The following is a 19,350-nucleotide window of genomic DNA, read 5'->3' as shown; positions in this document are numbered from 1 at the left end:
TGCGGCGGGGTCGTCCCGCTGCCAAGTCCGCCCGCCGTCTTATCCGCTAGAAAGTATAGCCGACCCCCAGCGCGACGAAATACTGGTCGTTATCGCCGCGGATGCTGGTGAACGGCGTATCGGCTGCGTCGCCGACCAGTTTCGACCACCCGCCGATTGCGACCAGCGACAGTCCGCCATCGGTGACGTCGCCGCTGAGATCGTGGGCGAGGAGGAGGTTCACGCCGTAGCTCTGCATGCCGCCTTCGGCCTCAAAACCGGGCAGCACGTCTTCGTCGGGAAGGAGCGTGTTGATGGTCGGCACCGAGTAGTAATAGTCGGCGAAATCGTCGTCGATGAAAGTCGTGCTGAGCGTGAGCGAAGCGGCGGTGGCGCGGCTTAGTGGGGTGAAATAGGTTACCCCGGGGCTCCAGTACATTCCGCCATGCGCCCCGGCGACATCCCAGGCGGCATCGACGTTCACGCTCAGGCTGTCGAAGGGGTTGAGCAATTGCGGAAAGCTGACACCCACGCTCGCGCCCAGCTCGACCGCACGGTCGAGCTCGCCATAGGAAGCCACGACCTCGTCATCGATATCCTCCGCATCCACCCGGTCGCTGCGCAGGCGCACCATCGGTCCGGCGGAAAAGGCGATGCCTTCGTCGGGATCGGGGACCAGGTCGAGCGCGATCCCTGCCGGGCGCGGGTTGACCTTGATCCCGGCGACCGACGCCTGGACGATCGGCAGGATGTTTACATTGTAGTCGTCGCTGCCGGAATAGCTGGCGTTGTATCCCACACCCACACCGAGGCTGAGGAAATCGCCGTCGAACACCGTTTTCGGCGGCCCGGCCGGCAGCGGCTCGTCGACCTCGGTATCTTGGGCGCAAACGGGTGCGGCAAGACTGGCGGCAAGGCCGATGGCAGCGATGGACGCGAAACGGATCATGCAGATTTCCCTCACTTTGTCTTTTGCCAGCAACGGATTGCCGCGCCCCGCGTTCCTGCCCGATAGTGAAAGATCATTGCGGCGTTCGCGCCCCACCCCTAAGCGGAGTGCCAATGCAAGCTGCCAAGCTCGACATCGCCATCGTCGGCGGGGGCCTCGCCGGGGGACTGACCGCGCTGGCGATCAACCGCGCCGCGCCCACGCTTTCGCTCGGCCTGTTCGAAGCGGATGACGCGTTCGGCGGCAATCACCGCTGGAGCTGGTTCAAGGGAGACCTCGGACCTGCCGGCAGTTCGCTCGTCGCGAATTTCAAGCGGACCGAGTGGCCCGGCGGCAACGAGGTGCGCTTTCCTGCGCACACAAGGCACCTTGCCAGCGATTACCGCTCGCTCGACAGCCGGGATTTCGACGCCGGCCTGCGCAATGCTCTGCCGCAGGAGGCGATCCGCACCGGATGCCGAGTCAAGGGGCTCGACGCGGCTGGAATCACGCTCGAGACCGGCGGACGCATTGCCGCTCGCGCCGTCATCGACTGCCGCGATGCCGCACCCAGCGAACATCTTTCGGGTGGCTGGCAGGTCTTTCTCGGCCAACACCTGCGGACCGGCACGCCGCATGGGATAACCCGCCCCGTGATCATGGACGCAACGGTCGACCAGCCGGGCGCCTATCGGTTCATGTACCTCTTGCCGCTGGGCGAGGACGAGATCTTCCTCGAGGACACCTATTACGCAGACGAACCCGTGCTCGACCGGCCGCTCCTGCGCGAACGGATCGAACGCTATGCCCGCGAGCGCGGTTGGGACGTGCAAGTGCTCCACGAGGAGTGGGGCGTGCTGCCCGTCATCACCGGCGGGGATTTCGAAACCTATCGCGCCTCGCTGGCTACGCCGGGCGTCACACTGGCGGGCGCGCGCGGCGGTTTCGTCCACCCCCTCACCAGCTACACCCTGCCGATCGCGGTGGAGAACGCGCTCGCCATTGCCGGCGCGGCAACGGGCGACCTCGCCGCCCTTCCGAAATTCGTCGAGAATCGCGCCACGGATCACTGGCAACGCACGGGACATTACCGGATGCTCGGCCGAATGCTGTTCCAGGCCGCCGATCCAGAAAAGCGGTTCAAGGTCTTCCAACGCTTCTACCGTCTTCCCGAACCGCTTATCGAACGGTTCTACGCCGCCCGCTCCACAACGCTCGACAAGCTGCGCATCCTCACGGGCAAGCCGCCCGTACCTGTGGGACGCGCCATCAAGGCCCTGCTTGGCAAGGGGGCGCCGTTGATACAAGGAACAGAGCCATGAACGCCGAACTTTCCTCGCCGCCCATAGCCTCGGGCGATATGGCGCCCTTCCTTCCCGAACCCTCCGGCCGGACCGCCTGCGTGGTCGGATCGGGTTTCGGCGGCCTGGCTCTCGCCATCCGCCTGCAATCCGCCGGCATAGCAACCACGGTGATCGAAGCGCGCGACAAGCCGGGCGGCCGCGCCTATTTCTGGGAGAAAGACGGCTTCACCTTCGACGCCGGTCCCACCGTCATCACCGATCCCGATTGCCTGCGCGAGCTCTGGGCGCTGACCGGCCACGAAATGGCCGAGGATATCGAGATCATGCCGGTCATGCCGTTCTACCGTCTCAACTGGCCCGACGGGACGAACTTCGATTATTCGAACGACGAGGAACAGCTGTTCCGGGAGATCGCCGAACTGAACCCGCGCGATGTGGCCGGCTACCAGCGTTTCCTCGACTATGCCGAGGGCGTGTACGAAGAAGGATACGTCAAGCTCGGCCATGTCCCTTTCCTCGATTTCAAGTCGATGATGAAGGCGGCCCCGGCGCTGGCGAAAAAGCAGGCCTGGCGCAGCGTCTATTCGATGGTGTCGAGCTTCGTCGAGAACGAGAAGCTGCGCGAGGCGCTTTCCTTCCACACGCTGCTCGTCGGCGGCAATCCGATGAAGACGAGCAGTATCTATGCGCTGATCCACAAGCTCGAAAAGGACGGAGGCGTCTGGTGGGCCAAGGGCGGCACCAACCGGCTGATCGCGGCCATGGTCACGCATTTCGAACGGATCGGCGGCACCATGCGCGTCGGCGATCCGGTCACGCGCATCCACACTCTCGGCAGCAAGGCGAGCGAGGTGGAAACGCATTGCGGCTTCAAACAGCGGTTCGACGCGGTCGCCAGCAACGCCGATATCATGCACAGCTACAAGGACCTGCTGGCCGGCACCAAGCGGGGCGAAAGCTATTCGAAATCGCTTGCGCGCAAGAGCTTCTCGCCCAGCCTGTTCGTGGTCCATTTCGGGATCGAGGGCACCTGGCCGGGCATCCCGCACCACATGATCCTGTTCGGCCCGCGCTACAAAGGACTGCTTGAGGATATCTACGATCACGGCGTCCTGCCGCAAGATTTCTCGATCTACCTCCACCACCCCAGCGTGACCGACCCCAGCGTCGCGCCTGAGGGCATGAGCACCTTCTACGCGCTGGTGCCGGTCGCTCACATGGGCAAGCTGTCGGTCGACTGGGACCAGATGGGCCCGGTGCTGGAGAAGCGCATCCTCGACGAGGTCGAGCGCCGCCTGATACCCGACCTGCATGGCCGCTTAAAGACCAAGTTCCACTACGCACCGAGCGATTTCGCGCATGATCTCAACGCCCACAAGGGCAGCGCCTTCAGCCTCGAACCGCTGCTGACCCAGAGCGCTTTTTTCCGCGGGCACAACCGCGACGACGTGCTGGACAATTTCTACCTCGTCGGTGCAGGGACCCACCCCGGCGCCGGTATCCCCGGCGTCGTCGGCAGCGCGAAGGCGACCGCCGGTTTAATGGTAGAGGATCTGGTTTCGTGAAGTTTGGTGTTGCTGTCGCTCTGGCGGCGATAATTGTTACAGGATGCGGTGAAACGGTGGCACGCGAAGAGGCGCCGGTTCCCACTGGCTTCGTTGCGGTCGAGATGCCAGCAGGCGAGCGCGTTTACTTCGACCCGGCCTCGCGCGGCGAAGGCCAGATGAATGGCAATCCGGCACGAACCGGCGTGTTCGTCGAAATCTTCGAGTCGACCGACAATCGCTGGGCCCTGCGCCGCGAAAAATGGACCGCGCGCTGCGAACCGCAGCATGCGACCAAGGAAGTCCTCTCGCTCCAGACGGCGAACGGCGAAACCGTGGCGGAAAGCGCTCTGATAACCCCTGAGCGCGATTTCGCCGCCCGCAGCTATTACCTGCGCAGCTTCTCCGGCTATCTCTGCGAACAGGAAGTGTTGCCGTGAAACGTCTTGCAGTCTATTGCGGTTCGGCCTCGCCCGAGGACCCGCGCTATCTCGAACTTGCCCGCGAGGTGGGCGCAGGCCTCGCTCAGCGCGGGATCGGCGTGGTCTATGGCGGCGGCCGGCTCGGCCTTATGGGCGCAGTGGCCTCCGGCGCACTCGATGTGGGCGGAGAGGTGATCGGCATCATTCCCGATGCGCTCGCCAAGAGCGAAGTCGCCAATCACGATTGCACCGAACTCTACACCGTTTCGGGCATGCACGAGCGCAAGCAGCGCTTCACCGACCTTTCCGAAGGTTTCGTCACCATCCCGGGCGGCGTCGGCACGATGGACGAGTTGTGGGAAGCGGTCAGCTGGGCGCAACTCGGCTACCACCAGAAGCCCGTGGGCCTGCTCAACGCCTTCGGCTTTTACGATCACCTCATCGCCTTCAACCGCCACATGGCCGAGGTCGGCTTCGTGCGCCCGGCGCATCAGGGGATCATCATCGCCGAAGACACGTTAAGTGCGTTGCTCGACGAAATGGCAAGCTATCAGCCGCATACACCGATCTTCCAGATGAAGGCTTCCGACCTCTGAACAGGCCCCGTCCTCTCACCACGCAGAACCTGCGCCCCACCATCGCGAGGGCCGGTGGCGGGCGGGCGCGTGCCTCGCTTGTCGCCCGCGCGCTGGAATCGATCGAGGTCGGCTCGCACAGTTTTGCCGCCGCCTCCAAGCTGTTCGACAAGACCACGCGCGAGCGCAGTTGGCTGCTTTACGCCTGGTGTCGTCGCTGCGACGATATTGCCGACAACCAGGACAAGGGCGGGCCGCTGGGCGAACAGGGCACTCCGAAGGATGCCGAGGACCGGATCCAGGCGATCCGCGTGCTCACCCGGCGCGCCCTCGAAGAACAGCCGACCGCAGACTTCGCCTTCGACGCCTTCGGTCTTGTCGCCGACGAATGCGGCCTGACCTACGAGATGGCCAATGACGTGATCGGCGGGTTCGCGCTCGACGCCACCGGCTTTGCGCCCAAGAACGAACGCGACATGATGCGCTATTGCTATCATGTGGCCGGTGCGGTCGGCATCATGATGGCGCATGTCATGGGCGTGCATCCCGACGATGGCGAGACGCTGGACCGGGCGAACGACCTTGGCCTCGCCTTCCAGATCGCCAACATCAGCCGCGACATCGTGGAAGACGCCGCCGCAAACCGCGTCTACCTACCCGCCGAGTGGCTGGCCGAGGTCGGCCTTGCGCCGGGCGAGCACGCCAGGCCGGAAAACCGCTTCATCCTCGCCAGCCTCATGCCGCGCATGATCGCGCTGATGGAAAAGCACGAGGCTGCCGCCCGCCTCGGCGCGAAGAAGCTGCGGTTCCGCCACCGCTGGGCGGTGCTGTCGGCCGCCAATATCTACGGCGCCATCGGCCGCAAGGTCCTCGACCGCGGTCAGCTTGCCTGGGACACGCGCACCCGTGTGAGCGGACCGGAAAAAGCTTGGCATATGACCACCGCTTTCTTTGAGGCACTCTGGAACCGCCCAACCGGTCCCGTCGAGCCGATCATCTGGTCACGGCACGACTTCCGGCCTGTCGCCGGGTGGTAGGCATCGATTGCCCGTCGCTTATCAAGCGACCTGCGCGAACCCAGTCTTCCGTCTCATTACCCCGCCGACCAATAGGAAACCGAAAATCATCAGCGCCCAAGCACCGGGTTCCGGAACGCTGACGGCGGATATCGTCCAAGTCCCGGAGGTGGACGCAGTCGCGCCGTTGCTTTGAAACAGTGAGAAAGCACAACATATTTCGGTATAGGTGAAGGTCGCGCCCGGATTGCCCAGCGCATCGGGATCGAACGTTTCGATTCTTGAAGGGGGGACATCGACGACGAACGAAAACGAAGAATCCTGCGCAATATCGCGATAACGCCGCTCATAGGTATAGGTAAGACAGGGCTCGCCATCGATACATTCGCTCACCGTCTCCAGTGTGATCGCATTCCCGATTAGATTGGTAAGCGGCGAGGAGGATTGGAACCGGAACCGGTAGGTCCCGGATCCGAACATTGTTTCGGGCACGACGTCGATTAAAACTGATTCGCCTTCACCATAAGTCCCCGTTGCGACGATGGTCGCCGCCTGAGCCGGCAGGGCGAACAGCAATGCGATCAGCGAGATGAGAAGGGCTTTTATCGTCATTATCTCCATCAGGGCAGCGAACTGCAGCGTACACTAAATAGAATGAGAAGGCGACCAAGCCCTCGCCAGCGAACCGAAAAGCGGCTAGCGCGCGTCCCCATGATTTCGAAACTTCTCATCGCCAATCGCGGCGAAATTGCCTGCCGTATCATTCGCACCGCACGCGAAATGGGTATCGCCACCGTCGCAGTCTATTCCGATGCCGACGCCAAGGCATTGCACGTGCGGCAAGCCGACGAGGCGGTCCATATCGGCCCCTCGCCCGCTGCCGAGAGCTATCTCGTGGGCGAGAAGATCATCGCCGCGGCGAAGGAGACCGGCGCCGAGGCGATCCACCCGGGTTATGGATTCCTGTCCGAAAACGCAGGCTTCGCGCAGGCGGTGATCGATGCGGGCCTGATCTGGGTCGGCCCCAAACCCTCCAGCATCGATGCAATGGGCCTCAAGGATGCCGCCAAAAAGCTGATGCGCGAGGCGGGCGTGCCTGTGACGCCGGGCTACGAGGGCGAGGACCAGTCGATCGAGCGTCTCAAGTCCGAAGCCGATGCCATCGGCTACCCCGTGCTTATCAAGGCGGTCGCGGGTGGCGGCGGCAAGGGGATGCGCAAGGTCGACAAGGCCGAAGACTTCGAAGCCGCGCTCGAAAGCTGCCGGCGCGAGGCCAAAGCCAGCTTCTCCAACGACGAGGTTCTGCTGGAAAAGTGGATCACCTCGCCCCGCCATATTGAGGTGCAGGTCTTCGGCGATGCCCACGGCAATGTCGTCCACCTGTTCGAACGCGACTGCTCGCTCCAGCGCCGCCACCAGAAGGTGATCGAGGAAGCCCCCGCCCCCGGCATGGACGAGGCCACGCGCGAAGAAATCTGCGCCGCCGCCGTGCGCGCCGCCAAGGCTGTCGATTACGAGGGCGCAGGCACGATCGAATTCATCGCCGACGCCAGCGAAGGCCTGCGGGCGGACCGCATCTTCTTCATGGAGATGAACACGCGGCTTCAGGTGGAGCATCCCGTCACCGAGGAAATTACGGGGGTCGATCTGGTCGAATGGCAGCTGCGCGTGGCGAGCGGGGAGCCGATCCCGCTGAAGCAGGAAGAACTGAGTATCAACGGCTGGGCCATCGAAGCGCGGCTCTATGCGGAAGACCCGGCGAAAGGGTTCTTGCCGAGCACGGGACGGCTTGAACAATTCCATTTACCTCGATCGACACCGAGAAGCCCAAACCGGATCGATACAGGCGTTGAGAAAGACGGCGAGATCACACCATTCTATGATCCGATGATCGCCAAGATCATTGTGCATCGGACTGACCGGTCGACGGCATTGCAGGAACTTGCGAATGACTGCGCGCGTGTCATTTCGTGGCCGGTGAAGACAAACGCGGCATTCTTGCACCGATTGCTGTCAGACCCAGATTTTCGGTCGGGCCAGCTTGATACAGGATTGATTGGGGAAAAGGGCGACGGTCTGCTCGCTTCTGAAGACGACTCAAGAGAACTCGCCGCAAATGCCGCCTATTTTGAGTTTATGCGAGGGAAGCGAGACCCTCAACTCTATGACGAGGAGGCTCTTGCTAGACTGCCTATATGGCAACAGCCATCCGGACTACGGCTAAACTCATCGAGCCGTCCCTTCTCATTGGTGATGACAGACGGTTCTGATCGATATGACGTCAAACCGGATGAAACGGGTTGGACCGAAGAAATCCCGCAGGGAATACTTGTTCGGTTAAAAGGTGAGACGCGCGTATTCCAACCCTATCGCTATGACGCTGGCGGCCACGCCTCCGCCGCGGACGGCGCGATCCTTGCACCCATGCCGGGCAAGGTCATCGCGGTCGATGTGGCTGAGGGCGATGCCGTGACCGCAGGTCAGCGCCTGTTGGTGCTCGAGGCGATGAAGATGGAACACGCGCTCACCGCGCCCTTCGACGGTACCGTGACCGAGCTTTCCGCTTCGACAGGCGGGCAGGTGCAGGTCGAGGCGGTGCTGGCGGTGGTGGAGCCGAGCGAAGAGTGAGCTGGGAACGCGAACTCGAGGAGCGGCAAAAGCGCGAAGAGTTCGCGGAACAGATGGGCGGGCCGGAAAAGCTCGCCCGCCAGCACTCCCGCGGCAAGATGAATGCGCGCGCCCGGCTCGCGGCGCTGGTCGACGAAGGGTCCTTTCGCGAGATCGGCAAGATCGCCGGCAAGGGTCATTATGACGAAAACGGCAATCTTGCAGGCGTAACCCCTGCCCCCTTCCTCTTCGGCAAGGCGAAGATAAACGGCCGCCCGGTGGTCGCGACCGCCGACGATTTCACCATCCGTGGCGGCGCGGCGGACGCCGGGATCAGCCGCAAGATGGTTCAGGCCGAGAAGATGGCGCATGAGCTTAAACTACCCATCATCCGCATGATCGACGGCACAGGTGGCGGCGGCAGCGTAAAGACGCTCGAGCAGATCGGCGCGACCTATATTCCCGCCGTTCCCGGCTGGTCCGATGTGGTGAAGAACCTCGACACCGTGCCGGTCGTCGCGCTGGCGCTCGGTCCGACGGCTGGACTCGGCGCAGCGCGCACGGTGGCGAGCCATTATTCCACCATGGTGAAGGGCCTCAGCCAGATCTTTGCCGCCGGCCCCGCCGTGGTCGATGGCCTGGGCGAAAGCTACAAGGGCTCCGACGATCACAGCCAAGCCAAGGAAGACCTTGGCGGCAGCGGCATCCACACCCGCAACGGCGTGGTCGACGACGAGGTCTCGAGCGAGGCCGAAGCCTTCGCCCGCGCGCGGCATTTTCTCTCCTTCATGCCCGAACACGTCGGCCAGATCGCACGACGCGCGGACTGCTCCGATCCGGTTGACCGCCGCGAAGAAGGCCTCCTCAGTCTCGTCCCCCGCGAGGACAAGCAGGTCTATTCGATGCGCCGCGCGATGGAGATGGTGTTCGATAAAGGCACCGTTTTCGAGATCGGCCGTATGTGGGGCCGCGCCTGCATCACGGCCCTCGCCCGCCTCGACGGATGGCCGGTCATGGTGCTCGCCAGCGACCCGTCCTATCTCGGCGGCTCATGGGAAGCGAAGACCAGCGAGAAGGTCGAGCGCTTCGTGAAGCTGGCGGACCAGTTCCGCCTGCCCATCGTCCACCTCGTCGACAACCCCGGCTTCATGATCGGGCGCGAGGCGGAGATGGCGGGCACGATCCGCTACGGAGTGCAGGCGATGAACGCGATCTACCGCGCCAGCGTCCCGCTCGCCTCCATCGTCCTGCGCCGCGCCTATGGCATTGCTGGGAGCGCGATGAGCAACGCCGAGACCTACCAGTACCGCTATTGCTGGCCTTCGGGCGATTGGGGCTCGCTACCCATCGCGGGCGGGCTGGAAGTGGCCTACAAGTCCGAACTGGAAGCGGCCGACGATCCGGCTGCGGAACTTGCCGCCATTCGCGAGCGGCTCGACCGTGTCACCTCGCCCTTCCGCAGCGCCGAACGCTTTAATGTCGAGGACATTATCGACCCGCGCGACACGCGGCCCCTGCTATGCGAATTCGCGCAGCTGGCCTGGCGCAGGCTGGAGATCGAAGCCTAGTCGTAATCCTCCATCTTCTCGCCGAACAGCTCGCCGCGTTCGGAGAAGAGGACGAAGACGAGGCTCAGCACCGCCGTGATGAGCAAGGCGGCTGCCAGCGGGCGCGCCGTGCCATCGTACATATAGCCGATGAAAGCGCCCAGCGCTGCGCCGCTGGTCATACGCAGGAAGCCCTGCGCAGAGGACGCTGCCCCTGCGATATGGCGGAAGGGCTGCAAGGCGATGCTGCCGAAATTGGCCCCGATGAAGCCCAATAGGCTCATATTCGCCGCCATCAGCGGGACGAAGGTCCACAAGGTCTCGTCCGGGTCGTTGGCGAACCACAGCTGCAGGGCGGCCACGAAGATGAAGGCGAAAAGCGCCACATGGCTGACCCTGCGGGCGCCGAACCGCTCGACGATGCGGCTGTTCGACCAGTTGGCGAGCGCCATGCAACCGGCACAGATGGCGAAAATCAGCGGGAATTTGTCGCCCGCTCCGAAGGCCTCGCCGATCAGCTGCTGCGAAGAATTGATGAAGCCGAACAAGCCGCCGAATACCAGCGCGCTGCCGAGAGTATAGCCGATGGTCTCGCGCAAGGTGACGGCGCTTTTCATGTTGCGCGTGATGGTCGGCAGGTGAATGTCCTGCTTGTCCTCCTCGTGCAGCGTTTCGGGCAGGCGGAAATAGACCCAGGCGCTCATCACGCAGCCCAGAACCGCCATCGCGCCGAAAATCCAGCGCCAGTCGCCGAAGGCGAAAAGCACCGCCTGCCCGATGCTGGGCGCGACGGCAGGCACGAGGAGGAAAATCACGAAGATGAGGCTCATCATGCGCGCCATCTTGTCCCCTCCCACCCGGTCGCGAATGATGGCTGGCGGAAGGGCGATGATGCCCGCGGCAAAGAAACCCTGTGCCGCGCGAAGGCCCACCAGCATATCGAATGTGGTCGCCATGGCGCAGACGAGCGAGAGCACGATGTAGCAGGCCAGCGCCACGAAAAGGACGGGCCGCCGTCCGTAACGGTCGGCAAAGGCGCCCGGCACGAGTGTGCCGAAACCGGCAGCCAGCAGATAAGCCCCGACCACGAACTGCCGGTCGTTTCCCGGAGCGCCGAGATCGCCCGCCAGCGCGTCGAGCGCGGGAAGTATGGCGTCGATACCGAAGGCGTTGCAGGCCATCAGCAAGGCCATCATCCAGATCAGCTCGCGCTCGCCGATCGCCGCACGCTTCGCGCGTTCGGGAAGCGGGCGCTCGCCGCCGGAAAGCTGTTCGTTTCGCATCTGCACAAAATGGCGGGTGAAGCACAAGGTTCCGATTTGCAACCCGCATCGCTATCTACAGCCGCATGATTAGTGTCGAAGATAAGGATGACGACGGGGCAGACGGCCTACGCAAGATCATCCATGTCGACATGGACGCCTTTTTCGCCAGCGTCGAACAACGCGACAATCCGGACCTACGGGGCAAACCTGTTGCCGTGGGCGGATCGAGCGGGCGCGGCGTGGTGGCAGCGGCGAGCTACGAGGCGCGCAAATTCGGTGTGAAAAGCGCGATGCCTAGCGTCACCGCAAAGCGGCTGTGCCCCGACCTGATCTTTGTAAAGAGCCGCTTCGATGCCTATCGCGAGGTCAGCCAGCAAATCCGCGCGATCTTCCGCCATCACACTGACCTTGTCGAACCGCTGAGCCTCGACGAGGCTTATCTCGACGTCACCGAGGACAAGCTCGGCATCGGCAGCGCCACGCGCATTGCCGAGCTGATCCGGCAGGAAATCCGCGCCAAGACAAGGCTGACCGCCAGCGCGGGCGTCTCCTACAACAAGTTCCTCGCCAAGCTCGCGAGCGACCAGAACAAACCCGACGGGATGTGCGTCATCCGCCCCGGCGAGGGCGCGGACTTCGTGCAATCGCTTCCTGTACGGCGGTTCCACGGGGTTGGCCCCAAGGGCGCGGAGAAGATGGACCGGCTCGGCATCCAGACCGGCGCCGAACTCGCCGCCAAGGACATCGAGTGGCTGCGCGCGCACTTCGGCAGCTTTGCCGATTACCTCTATCGCGCCGCGCGGGGCATCGACCTGCGCCCCGTCCGCTCCAGCCGCATCCGCAAGTCAGTGGGAGGGGAGCGAACCTTCAGCCGCGACCTCTCCTCCGGCAGCGAGCTGCGCGAGACGCTGGAGGACATCATCGACATTGTGTGGGGCTATATCGAGCGCGCCGAGGCCAAGGGGCGCACGGTCACACTGAAGATGAAATACATCGACTTCCAGATTTTCAGCCGCGCCAAGACGGTCGACCAGCCGATCACTGACCGCGCCCAGTTCGAGGCGCTCTCAAGGCAACTGCTGGAAGAGGTGCTCCCCCTACCCATGCCGATCCGGCTGATGGGCCTGACCTTGTCGAAACTGGAAGGCGGCAAAGAGGAACCCAGGCGCCCCGATGCGCAGCTCTCGCTGCTCTAGCTCTTGCGCGCCTGCCACATCTTCAGCCTCTCGCGCGTGCGGGAGCTGAGCGGTTCGGGGAGCGAGTGGGTGGGGAAGAAGCGCGCTTCCACGACCTCGCGGCCATCGGCCTCGGGCATGTCGTTGACGACGCCTTCGAACAGATGCGCCTTGTGTGCAGCGCCGGACAACGTTTCCTCGATCAGGCCGACGAGCTTCATGCCTTCGATCTCGCAGCCTGTTTCCTCAAGCAATTCGCGCCTGACCGCCGCTTCCGGCTCCTCACCCTCGGCAATGCCGCCGCCGGGGAAGAACCATTCGTTCGGGCCGTAGCTGTGGCGCACCAGCAGGATCTGCCCGCCCAGATCGCGGCCGACCACGCTCACTCCGTCGCGCGTGCTGCCGGATACACGGCGCGCCCGGTTGCGCAGCTTGTAGGCAATCTTGAGGGCGAGCCGATGCAGCGGCGCAGGTATCAGGTGAAGCATATGACAGGCTGTGTAGCGCCTGCCAGCAGCCGGGCAACCGGCAAATCGCTTTTTCCGCCAGCCGCTTCGTCGAACACAGCGCGCTTGTCCTTGCCGCGGATCACGAAGGCGATTGCATCGCTGTCGAGGATCGCGGGGAGCGTGAGGCTGATGCGGTCGAAAGGCGCCTCGGGCGGCAGAGGATCGGGCGTGAGGCGGATGATGCTCCGCGGTTCGTCCAGCTTGGGATCGGTGTTGGGGAAGAGCGAGGCGATGTGCCCGTCCGCACCCATGCCGAGCCATGCAAGGTCGAAATGCGGGACCTGCTCCATGATGGTGAGCGTCACCACTTCCGCGCCCGCCGGTTCGAACAGGGCGCGCAGCTTGCCGGCATTGGAGGCGTGGTGATCTTCCGGCACGATCCGATCATCGCCCGGCCACACGACCAGCCGCGACCAGTCGAGATCGGCTTCGAGCAGCTTGGCGATGATCGGAAAAGGCGTCGATCCGCCGGGTACGGTGATGGTCAACGGACCTTCTGTCGCCGCGAGCGCCTCTGCGAGCTGCTCCTCCAACCATTCGGCGATGCGTTCGTCGGATGCGTTTTCGATGATCGTGATGTCGGGCATGGGTACTTCCGATACAGCAAACCCGCCCCCGGCCAAGCCGCGAGCGGGTGAATTGCTATGCGCGCATAGCGCTTACTTGGTGGTCTGGTTGAGGAACCAGATGCGCTCTTCGCACTGGTCGATCCAGTCGTCGACGATGCCGCTGGTGGCGTTGTCGCCCACGCTTTCCGCCTCTTCCTTCACCTTGCTGAGCCGATCATGCAGCTTGCGGTTATCGTCGCGCAATTCTGCCACCATGGCGTCGGCGGCAATGGTGACGTCGTCCTGGTCCTTGATCTGCGTCTCGGACGCGACCGTGCCGATAGAAGTGAGCGTGTATTCGTCGTTCTTCCGCACGCGCTCGCCGATATCGTCGACCGTGCCGATCAACTGCGCCGCCTGCTCGTCGAAGAGCAAGTGCAGGTCGCGAAAGCGCGGGCCTGCGACGTGCCAATGGAAGTTCTTCGTCTTGAAATAGAGCGCCATCGTATCCGCCAGTGCGCCGTTCAATGCGGTAACGAGGCCCGATTTTGCGTTGTTGCCGAGAGTGGCCATTGTGTGTGTCCTTCGATTTCCCGTTTGCCCCACCAACGAGCGAACGGGGGGTGTAGTTTCGGGACAAAGACCGGCTGCCATGATCGGATTTTTCGATCATGGCGCGAGCAGCTAATCGGTTAGCTGGTTAGACCGCCCAAGGCCCTGTGATCGCAACCGTCCGGGTCGGCGAGTAGGCGTTTACAAAGAACCACTTGCCGTCGGGCGAGAAGCAGCCGCCAGCAAGCTCAGTCTGCAAATTGAGCCGCCCGAACACATAGGGCGCGCCCAGCGGCGTGATGCCGATGAGGCGATTGTCGACCACCTCGGTATACTGGTCCTCGCACACGATCAGATGGCCGTTGGGGGCGACGGTGAGATTGTCGCCATAGTTGAATTGTGCCGGATCGGTGCTCTCGAAGAAGAGTTCGATCTCGTCGCCCCTGACGCCGCGGCCTGGGATGAGTTTGAACACTTGCCCAAGCTTCTTCGCGCCCCCGCTGGTCGAGCAGACGAAGAGTTCGTCCAGCCCCATATGGATGCCTTCGCCCCGTGCGATACGCGATGCGCCCTGCGCTGCTGCGCGCTGGCGCAGATCGTCGAGCGGCGCTTCCACGTCCGCGAGAGGCAACCATTCCACCGCGTAACGCTTGCCCACCTGCATCTCTGCCGTATCCCAATTGCGTGTGTCGGGTAGGCCGACGATGCGCATGGCCTGGAGTTGACCGCCCTTCGCAAGATCGCCCGGCACCTTGGGGGCAAAGCGATAAAGCGCCGAATCGTCGCGGTCCTCGGTCAGGTAGACGAGGCCGGTTTCCGGATCGACGCAGGCCGCTTCGTGGTTGAACCGACCCATTGCCTTCAGCGGAGCCGGATTGACCTGCGCGTTGGCATCGGCCGGAATTTCGAAGATCCATCCGTGGTCTGTACCCAGCTTGTCGGGCGCAATGTGCTGCGGCTCCGAAACGAATTCCTCGCAGGTCAGCCAGCTTCCCCACGGCGTGACACCGCCCGAACAATTGCGGATCGATCCGGCAAAGGACCGGAACTCGCGCGTTTTCTCCAGGGTGGTGCCGTCGAGCACGAGAGTAGTCGTCCCGCCAGGGAGCACCATGCGCCCTGCCGCCTTGTCGTAGCCTTGCGTGAGCGTGGCCCCTGCCCCGTCGCTCGGGACAAGCTCGTGATTGCGTACCAGCGCCATCTTGCCGCCATCGAGCGGCAGGCAGCCCATCCCGTCGGCCTTGTCGGGCACCGTCCCGCCATCGCTCATCGCATCGCCAAGGCTGGAGAGCAGGCGGTAGGAAAAGCCTTCGGGCAGGTCGAGCAGACCGGCCGGATCGGGGGACCAGGTCGCCATAGCCGGTGAAGTTCGCCCAGCGCGACGCGCCGCGGGTCATGCAGCCGCTCAGCGAGAGCGCGGCAAAGGCACTCGCGGTGGCGGACAGGAACTGGCGGCGATGAAGGTTTGCAGGCATGCGACTCTCCGTTGGCGGTATGGCCTTTGCCATGCGATAGCAGTGCGCCAGGCAAATGACAGCAGGGAGAGCGAAGATGAAACTGACCGAAGGCATGGCGGCAGTGGTCACGGGCGGGGCCAGCGGTCTGGGCAAGGCGAGCGCGAAGGCGCTGGCCGACCTCGGGCTCAAGGTGACGATCTTCGACGTGAACGAAGAGGCAGGCAAGGCGCACGCCAAGGCGATCGGCGGCACGTTTGCGCGCGTCGACATCACCGACGAGCAATCGGTCGTCGACGGTTTTGAAAAGGCACGCAGCGCCCACGGGCAGGAACGCGTCACCGTCCATTGCGCCATGACCAGCCGCCGCGGCAAGACGCTGGGATGGGACAAGCAAGCGGGCGGCTACAAGCGCCTCTCGACCGAGGACTACGCCTATGGGGCAGAAGGCATCCTCGTCTCATCCTACCGCATCGCTAGCCATTCAGCGTTAGGCATGGGCAACAGCGAGCCGCTGAACGCAGACGGCGAGCGCGGGTGCATCACGCTCACCGCCAGCGTGGCGGCTCAGGACGGCCAGATCGGGCAAGTTATCTACGGCAGTTGCAAGGCGGGCGTGAACGGCCTTGTCCTGCCCATGGCGCGCGATTTGATGGACCTAGGCATCCGTGTGAACTCGGTCATGCCGGGCATTTTCGCCACCCCGCTGATGTTGGGCATGAAGGATCGCAACCCACAAATGTGGGACCAGCTGAACGGCAGCGTGCCCTTCCCCAAGCGGCTCGGCGAACCGGAGGAATTTGCCTCGCTCATCTGCGAAATTTCCGGCAACAGCTATATCAACGGGCACCAGTTCCGGTTGGACGGTGCTATCCGGATGCCGCCGAAATAGAGAAGGTCAGGCGAGTGGAGCGGGTAGCGGGAATCGAACCCGCGCGTCCAGCATGGGAAGCTGGCAGGCTACCATTACATCATACCCGCAGCCCGGAGCGGCGATTTGCCTGTGGCCAGCGTGCCGGTCAACATGGTTTTTCGCCTCCGCCCTCGCTAGGCAGGCCGACAGGAAAACGATTTGGGACGGGTTTCGCCACACAATGATCACTGACGACCGGATAATTCTCGGCCTTCTCGGCCTTGTGCTCGCTTTCGTCTTCGCAACGCGCGACCGGCCCGGCTGGACGAAGTTCTACACCTTCGTGCCGATCATCCTCGTCTGTTATCTCGTGCCATCGCTGATGGTCACCTTCGGCCTGATCGACGTGAGCGAGAGCAATCTTTGGACTGTGGCGAAGGACTTCTTCCTGCCCGCCGCGCTGTTCCTAATGACACTCAGCATAGATCTGAAGGGGATTCTCGGGCTCGGCAGCAAGGCCATCATCATGTTCCTCACCGCAACGCTGGGCATCGTGATCGGCGGTCCGATCGCGCTGTGGGCCGTGGCGCAGTTCGATCCTTCCATCATCGGCACGGGTGACAACGCAGCCTGGCGCGGTCTCGCAACGCTGGCCGGAAGCTGGATCGGCGGCGGCGCGAACCAGACCGCCATGCTCGAGGTCTACGGCTACAACATCGAACGCTATTCGGCGCTCATTGCGGTCGACATCATTGTCGCCAATATCTGGATGATCTTCCTCCTCTATGGCGCCGGCGCGAGCGAGCGGGTCGACCGCTGGCTCGGCGCGGACAGCAGCGCGATCGACGCCCTGCGCGACAAGATGGCGGACTACACCAGCTCGGTTGAACGCGTCGCCAAGGCCAATGATTACGTCCTCCTGTTCGGCGCCACGCTGGCCGTGGTCGGCCTGTGCCACCTCGCCGGCAGCTTCCTCGGCGGCGTCTTCGCCGATTGGCAGGGCGAAGACGCAACGCTGGCGAGCAGCTTCTTCTGGGTCGTCGTCGTGGCGACCACGCTGGGCCTTGGCGCCAGCTTCACCCGTGCGCGCAATCTCGAAGGCGTCGGCGCAAGCAAGTTTGGCACGCTCTTCATTTTCCTGCTGGTCGCAATCATCGGCACCAAGATGGACGTGACGCAGCTGGGCGATGCGCCGGGTTTCTTCGCCGTCGGCCTGATCTGGATGATCATCCACGTCGTGCTGCTGCTGGTGGTTGCCAAGCTTATCAAGGCGCCGTTCTTCTTCGTCGCCGTGGGCAGCAAGGCGAATGTCGGCGGAGCGGCCTCGGCTCCGGTCGTGGCGGCGGCCTTCCACCCGGCCCTGGCCCCCGTCGGCGTGCTGCTGGCAGTCCTCGGTTATGCGCTTGGGACCTATGGCGCGATCCTGTGCGCGCAGTTGATGGCAGCGGTCGGATAGCCCATCGACCAAAGGTTTCATCTGAAACCGGTTGATTTCGGACCCTCCCCTTGCCAAGGCCGTTGGCAAGAAAAGAGAGGATTCCCCCATGCGTCAGGTTGACCATTTCATTGTCGGCAATAGCCCGGCCCCCACCCGCAAGCACAAGATCTGGAACCCGTCCACGGGCGAGGTACAGGCCGAAGTCGCGCTCGGCGGCGCGGAACTGCTCCAGCAGGCGGTCGATGCGGCCAAGAAGGTCCAGCCCGAATGGGCGGCGACCAATCCGCAGCGCCGCGCCCGTGTCATGTTCAAGTTCAAGGAACTGGTCGAGGCGCACAAGCAGGAATTGGCTGAGCTCCTCTCGAGCGAGCACGGCAAGGTTGTCGAGGACGCGCATGGCGACGTACAGCGCGGCCTCGAAGTGATCGAATTTGCCTGCGGCATCCCGCAGGCTCTGAAGGGCGAGTACACGCAAGGCGCAGGCCCCGGCATCGATGTCTATTCGATGCGCCAGCCGCTCGGCATCGGAGCAGGCATCACCCCGTTCAACTTCCCGGCCATGATCCCGATGTGGATGTTCGGCATGTCGATTGCGGCGGGTAACGCCTTCATTCTCAAGCCGTCGGAGCGCGACCCGAGCGTTCCGGTACGTCTCGCCGAACTGTTCCTCGAAGCCGGCGCGCCCGAAGGATTGCTGCAGGTCGTTCATGGCGACAAGGAAATGGTCGACGCCATCCTCGACCATCCCGACATTCCGGCCATAAGCTTCGTCGGCTCCTCCGACATCGCCCAGTACATCTACTCGCGCGGCACGGCGAACGCGAAGCGCGTGCAGGCCTTCGGCGGGGCGAAGAACCACGGCATCGTCATGCCCGACGCCGATCTCGACCAGGTGGTCAACGACCTTGCCGGGGCCGCCTTCGGTTCGGCGGGCGAACGCTGCATGGCGCTGCCCGTGGTCGTCCCCGTGGGCGAGGACACCGCCAACCGCCTGCGCGACAAGCTGATCCCCGCGATCAACGCGCTGCGCGTCGGCGTCTCGAACGATCCCGATGCGCATTACGGCCCCGTCGTCACGCCCGAACACAAGGCGCGGGTCGAAGGCTGGATCGACACGGCCGAGAATGAGGGCGCCGAAGTCGTCATCGACGGTCGCGGCTTCACGCTGCAGGGCCATGAGGACGGTTTCTTCGTCGGCCCGACGCTGCTCGACCGCGTCACCGCCGACATGGAAAGCTACAAGGAAGAAATTTTCGGGCCCGTGCTCCAGATCGTGCGCGCGAAGGATTTCGAGGAAGCGGTCAGGCTGCCGAGCGAACACCAGTACGGCAACGGCGTCGCCATCTTCACCCGCAACGGCCACGCGGCGCGCGAATTCGCATCCCGCGTCAACGTCGGCATGGTCGGCATCAACGTGCCGATCCCCGTCCCCGTGAGCTACCACAGCTTCGGCGGCTGGAAGCGTTCGGGCTTCGGCGACATCGACCAGTACGGCATGGAAGGCCTCAAGTTCTGGACCAAGGCCAAGAAAGTCACCCAGCGCTGGCCCGACGGCGGCGGCGACGGGTCGAACGCCTTCGTCATCCCGACGATGGGATGATCCCGGCGGGATAATTTGGAACGGAGAGGCGTTG

Annotated in this window: 18 protein-coding genes and 1 tRNA gene; 11 read left to right on the top strand and 8 right to left on the bottom strand. The window is 63.6% G+C overall.

The genetic code is table 11. The features are described 5' to 3' along the window. Window positions 1-46 precede the first annotated feature (46 nt). Entirely contained in the window at window positions 47-928 is an 882-nt protein-coding gene (locus ED21_RS07785) for a MipA/OmpV family protein (RefSeq protein ID WP_034921951.1), read from the bottom strand. Between the two features lie 113 nt (window positions 929-1,041). On the opposite strand from ED21_RS07785, the gene crtY reads away from it, so the two are divergent. From crtY to ED21_RS07760, 5 genes are read left to right on the top strand one after another with little or no spacing between them, the layout of a single operon-like run. Continuing rightward, the gene (crtY, locus tag ED21_RS07780) at window positions 1,042-2,229 is read left to right on the top strand and encodes a lycopene beta-cyclase CrtY (RefSeq protein WP_006833321.1); all 1,188 of its coding nucleotides are present in this window, start codon (window positions 1,042-1,044) and stop codon (window positions 2,227-2,229) included. Window positions 2,230-2,267: 38 nt separating this feature from the next. Next, a complete protein-coding gene (locus ED21_RS07775; RefSeq protein ID WP_050784742.1) occupies window positions 2,268-3,776 on the top strand; it encodes a phytoene desaturase in 1,509 nt (502 codons plus the stop codon). Continuing rightward, entirely contained in the window at window positions 3,773-4,195 is a 423-nt protein-coding gene (locus ED21_RS07770; RefSeq protein WP_156787389.1) for a hypothetical protein, read from the top strand. Before ED21_RS07775 ends, ED21_RS07770 begins: the two co-directional genes overlap by 4 nt. Then, entirely contained in the window at window positions 4,192-4,773 is a 582-nt protein-coding gene (locus ED21_RS07765; protein WP_006833318.1) for a TIGR00730 family Rossman fold protein, read from the top strand. Before ED21_RS07770 ends, ED21_RS07765 begins: the two co-directional genes overlap by 4 nt. Then, the gene (locus ED21_RS07760; RefSeq protein WP_034921948.1) at window positions 4,770-5,789 is read left to right on the top strand and encodes a phytoene/squalene synthase family protein; all 1,020 of its coding nucleotides are present in this window, start codon (window positions 4,770-4,772) and stop codon (window positions 5,787-5,789) included. Before ED21_RS07765 ends, ED21_RS07760 begins: the two co-directional genes overlap by 4 nt. A 21-nt stretch (window positions 5,790-5,810) precedes the next feature. Here the strand turns inward: ED21_RS07760 and ED21_RS07755 are convergent, their stop codons facing one another. Further along, entirely contained in the window at window positions 5,811-6,380 is a 570-nt protein-coding gene (locus tag ED21_RS07755; RefSeq protein ID WP_198005831.1) for a PEPxxWA-CTERM sorting domain-containing protein, read from the bottom strand. A 99-nt stretch (window positions 6,381-6,479) separates the two neighbouring features. Between ED21_RS07755 and ED21_RS07750 the strand changes: the two genes are divergently transcribed. Together ED21_RS07750 and ED21_RS07745 are read left to right on the top strand one after the other, a co-directional pair. Next, window positions 6,480-8,396, top strand: coding sequence for an acetyl/propionyl/methylcrotonyl-CoA carboxylase subunit alpha (locus ED21_RS07750; protein WP_006833315.1), 1,917 nt, complete (start codon window positions 6,480-6,482; stop codon window positions 8,394-8,396). Continuing rightward, on the top strand, window positions 8,393-9,943 hold the full coding sequence (locus tag ED21_RS07745) for an acyl-CoA carboxylase subunit beta (protein WP_006833314.1): 1,551 nt from the start codon (window positions 8,393-8,395) through the stop codon (window positions 9,941-9,943). The genes ED21_RS07750 and ED21_RS07745 overlap by 4 nt, the downstream gene beginning before the upstream one ends. Here the strand turns inward: ED21_RS07745 and ED21_RS07740 are convergent. After that, window positions 9,940-11,205, bottom strand: a complete 1,266-nt coding sequence (locus ED21_RS07740; protein WP_006833313.1) for a multidrug effflux MFS transporter — start codon at window positions 11,203-11,205, stop codon at window positions 9,940-9,942. The genes ED21_RS07745 and ED21_RS07740 overlap by 4 nt on opposite strands. 65 nt (window positions 11,206-11,270) lie before the next feature. On the opposite strand from ED21_RS07740, the gene dinB reads away from it, so the two are divergent. Then, entirely contained in the window at window positions 11,271-12,383 is a 1,113-nt protein-coding gene (gene dinB / locus ED21_RS07735; protein WP_006833312.1) for a DNA polymerase IV, read from the top strand. On the opposite strand, the gene ED21_RS07730 is transcribed toward dinB, so the two are convergent. From ED21_RS07730 to ED21_RS07715, 4 genes are all read right to left on the bottom strand, one after another. Beyond that, entirely contained in the window at window positions 12,380-12,850 is a 471-nt protein-coding gene (locus ED21_RS07730) for an NUDIX domain-containing protein (protein WP_006833311.1), read from the bottom strand. The genes dinB and ED21_RS07730 overlap by 4 nt on opposite strands. Continuing rightward, entirely contained in the window at window positions 12,838-13,458 is a 621-nt protein-coding gene (locus tag ED21_RS07725; protein WP_006833310.1) for a 6-phosphogluconolactonase, read from the bottom strand. The genes ED21_RS07730 and ED21_RS07725 overlap by 13 nt, the downstream gene beginning before the upstream one ends. A gap of 72 nt (window positions 13,459-13,530) precedes the next feature. After that, window positions 13,531-13,992 carry a Dps family protein gene (locus ED21_RS07720; RefSeq protein WP_006833309.1) on the bottom strand — a complete coding sequence of 154 codons (462 nt, stop codon included), beginning with the start codon at window positions 13,990-13,992 and terminating at the stop codon, window positions 13,531-13,533. Between the two features lie 127 nt (window positions 13,993-14,119). After that, on the bottom strand, window positions 14,120-15,328 hold the full coding sequence (locus tag ED21_RS07715; RefSeq protein ID WP_006833308.1) for an alkaline phosphatase PhoX: 1,209 nt from the start codon (window positions 15,326-15,328) through the stop codon (window positions 14,120-14,122). 194 nt (window positions 15,329-15,522) lie between these two features. Here ED21_RS07715 and ED21_RS07710 point away from each other — a divergent pair, with 194 nt between their 5' ends. Further along, a complete protein-coding gene (locus ED21_RS07710) occupies window positions 15,523-16,317 on the top strand; it encodes an SDR family oxidoreductase (RefSeq protein ID WP_006833307.1) in 795 nt (264 codons plus the stop codon). A gap of 15 nt (window positions 16,318-16,332) precedes the next feature. On the opposite strand, the gene ED21_RS07705 is transcribed toward ED21_RS07710, so the two are convergent. Then, window positions 16,333-16,406: transfer RNA gene (locus ED21_RS07705), tRNA-Gly, on the bottom strand. Window positions 16,407-16,519: 113 nt separating this feature from the next. Between ED21_RS07705 and ED21_RS07700 the strand changes: the two genes are divergently transcribed. Together ED21_RS07700 and ED21_RS07695 are read left to right on the top strand one after the other, a co-directional pair. After that, the gene (locus ED21_RS07700) at window positions 16,520-17,734 is read left to right on the top strand and encodes a DUF819 domain-containing protein (RefSeq protein WP_006833306.1); all 1,215 of its coding nucleotides are present in this window, start codon (window positions 16,520-16,522) and stop codon (window positions 17,732-17,734) included. Window positions 17,735-17,822: 88 nt separating this feature from the next. Further along, window positions 17,823-19,316, top strand: coding sequence for a CoA-acylating methylmalonate-semialdehyde dehydrogenase (locus ED21_RS07695; RefSeq protein WP_006833305.1), 1,494 nt, complete (start codon window positions 17,823-17,825; stop codon window positions 19,314-19,316). Window positions 19,317-19,350 lie beyond the last annotated feature (34 nt).

The sequence above is a fragment of the Erythrobacter sp. SD-21 genome, from assembly GCF_000181515.1.
Classification (GTDB): domain Bacteria; phylum Pseudomonadota; class Alphaproteobacteria; order Sphingomonadales; family Sphingomonadaceae; genus Qipengyuania.
This window is presented reverse-complemented; position numbering and strand designations above follow the sequence as displayed.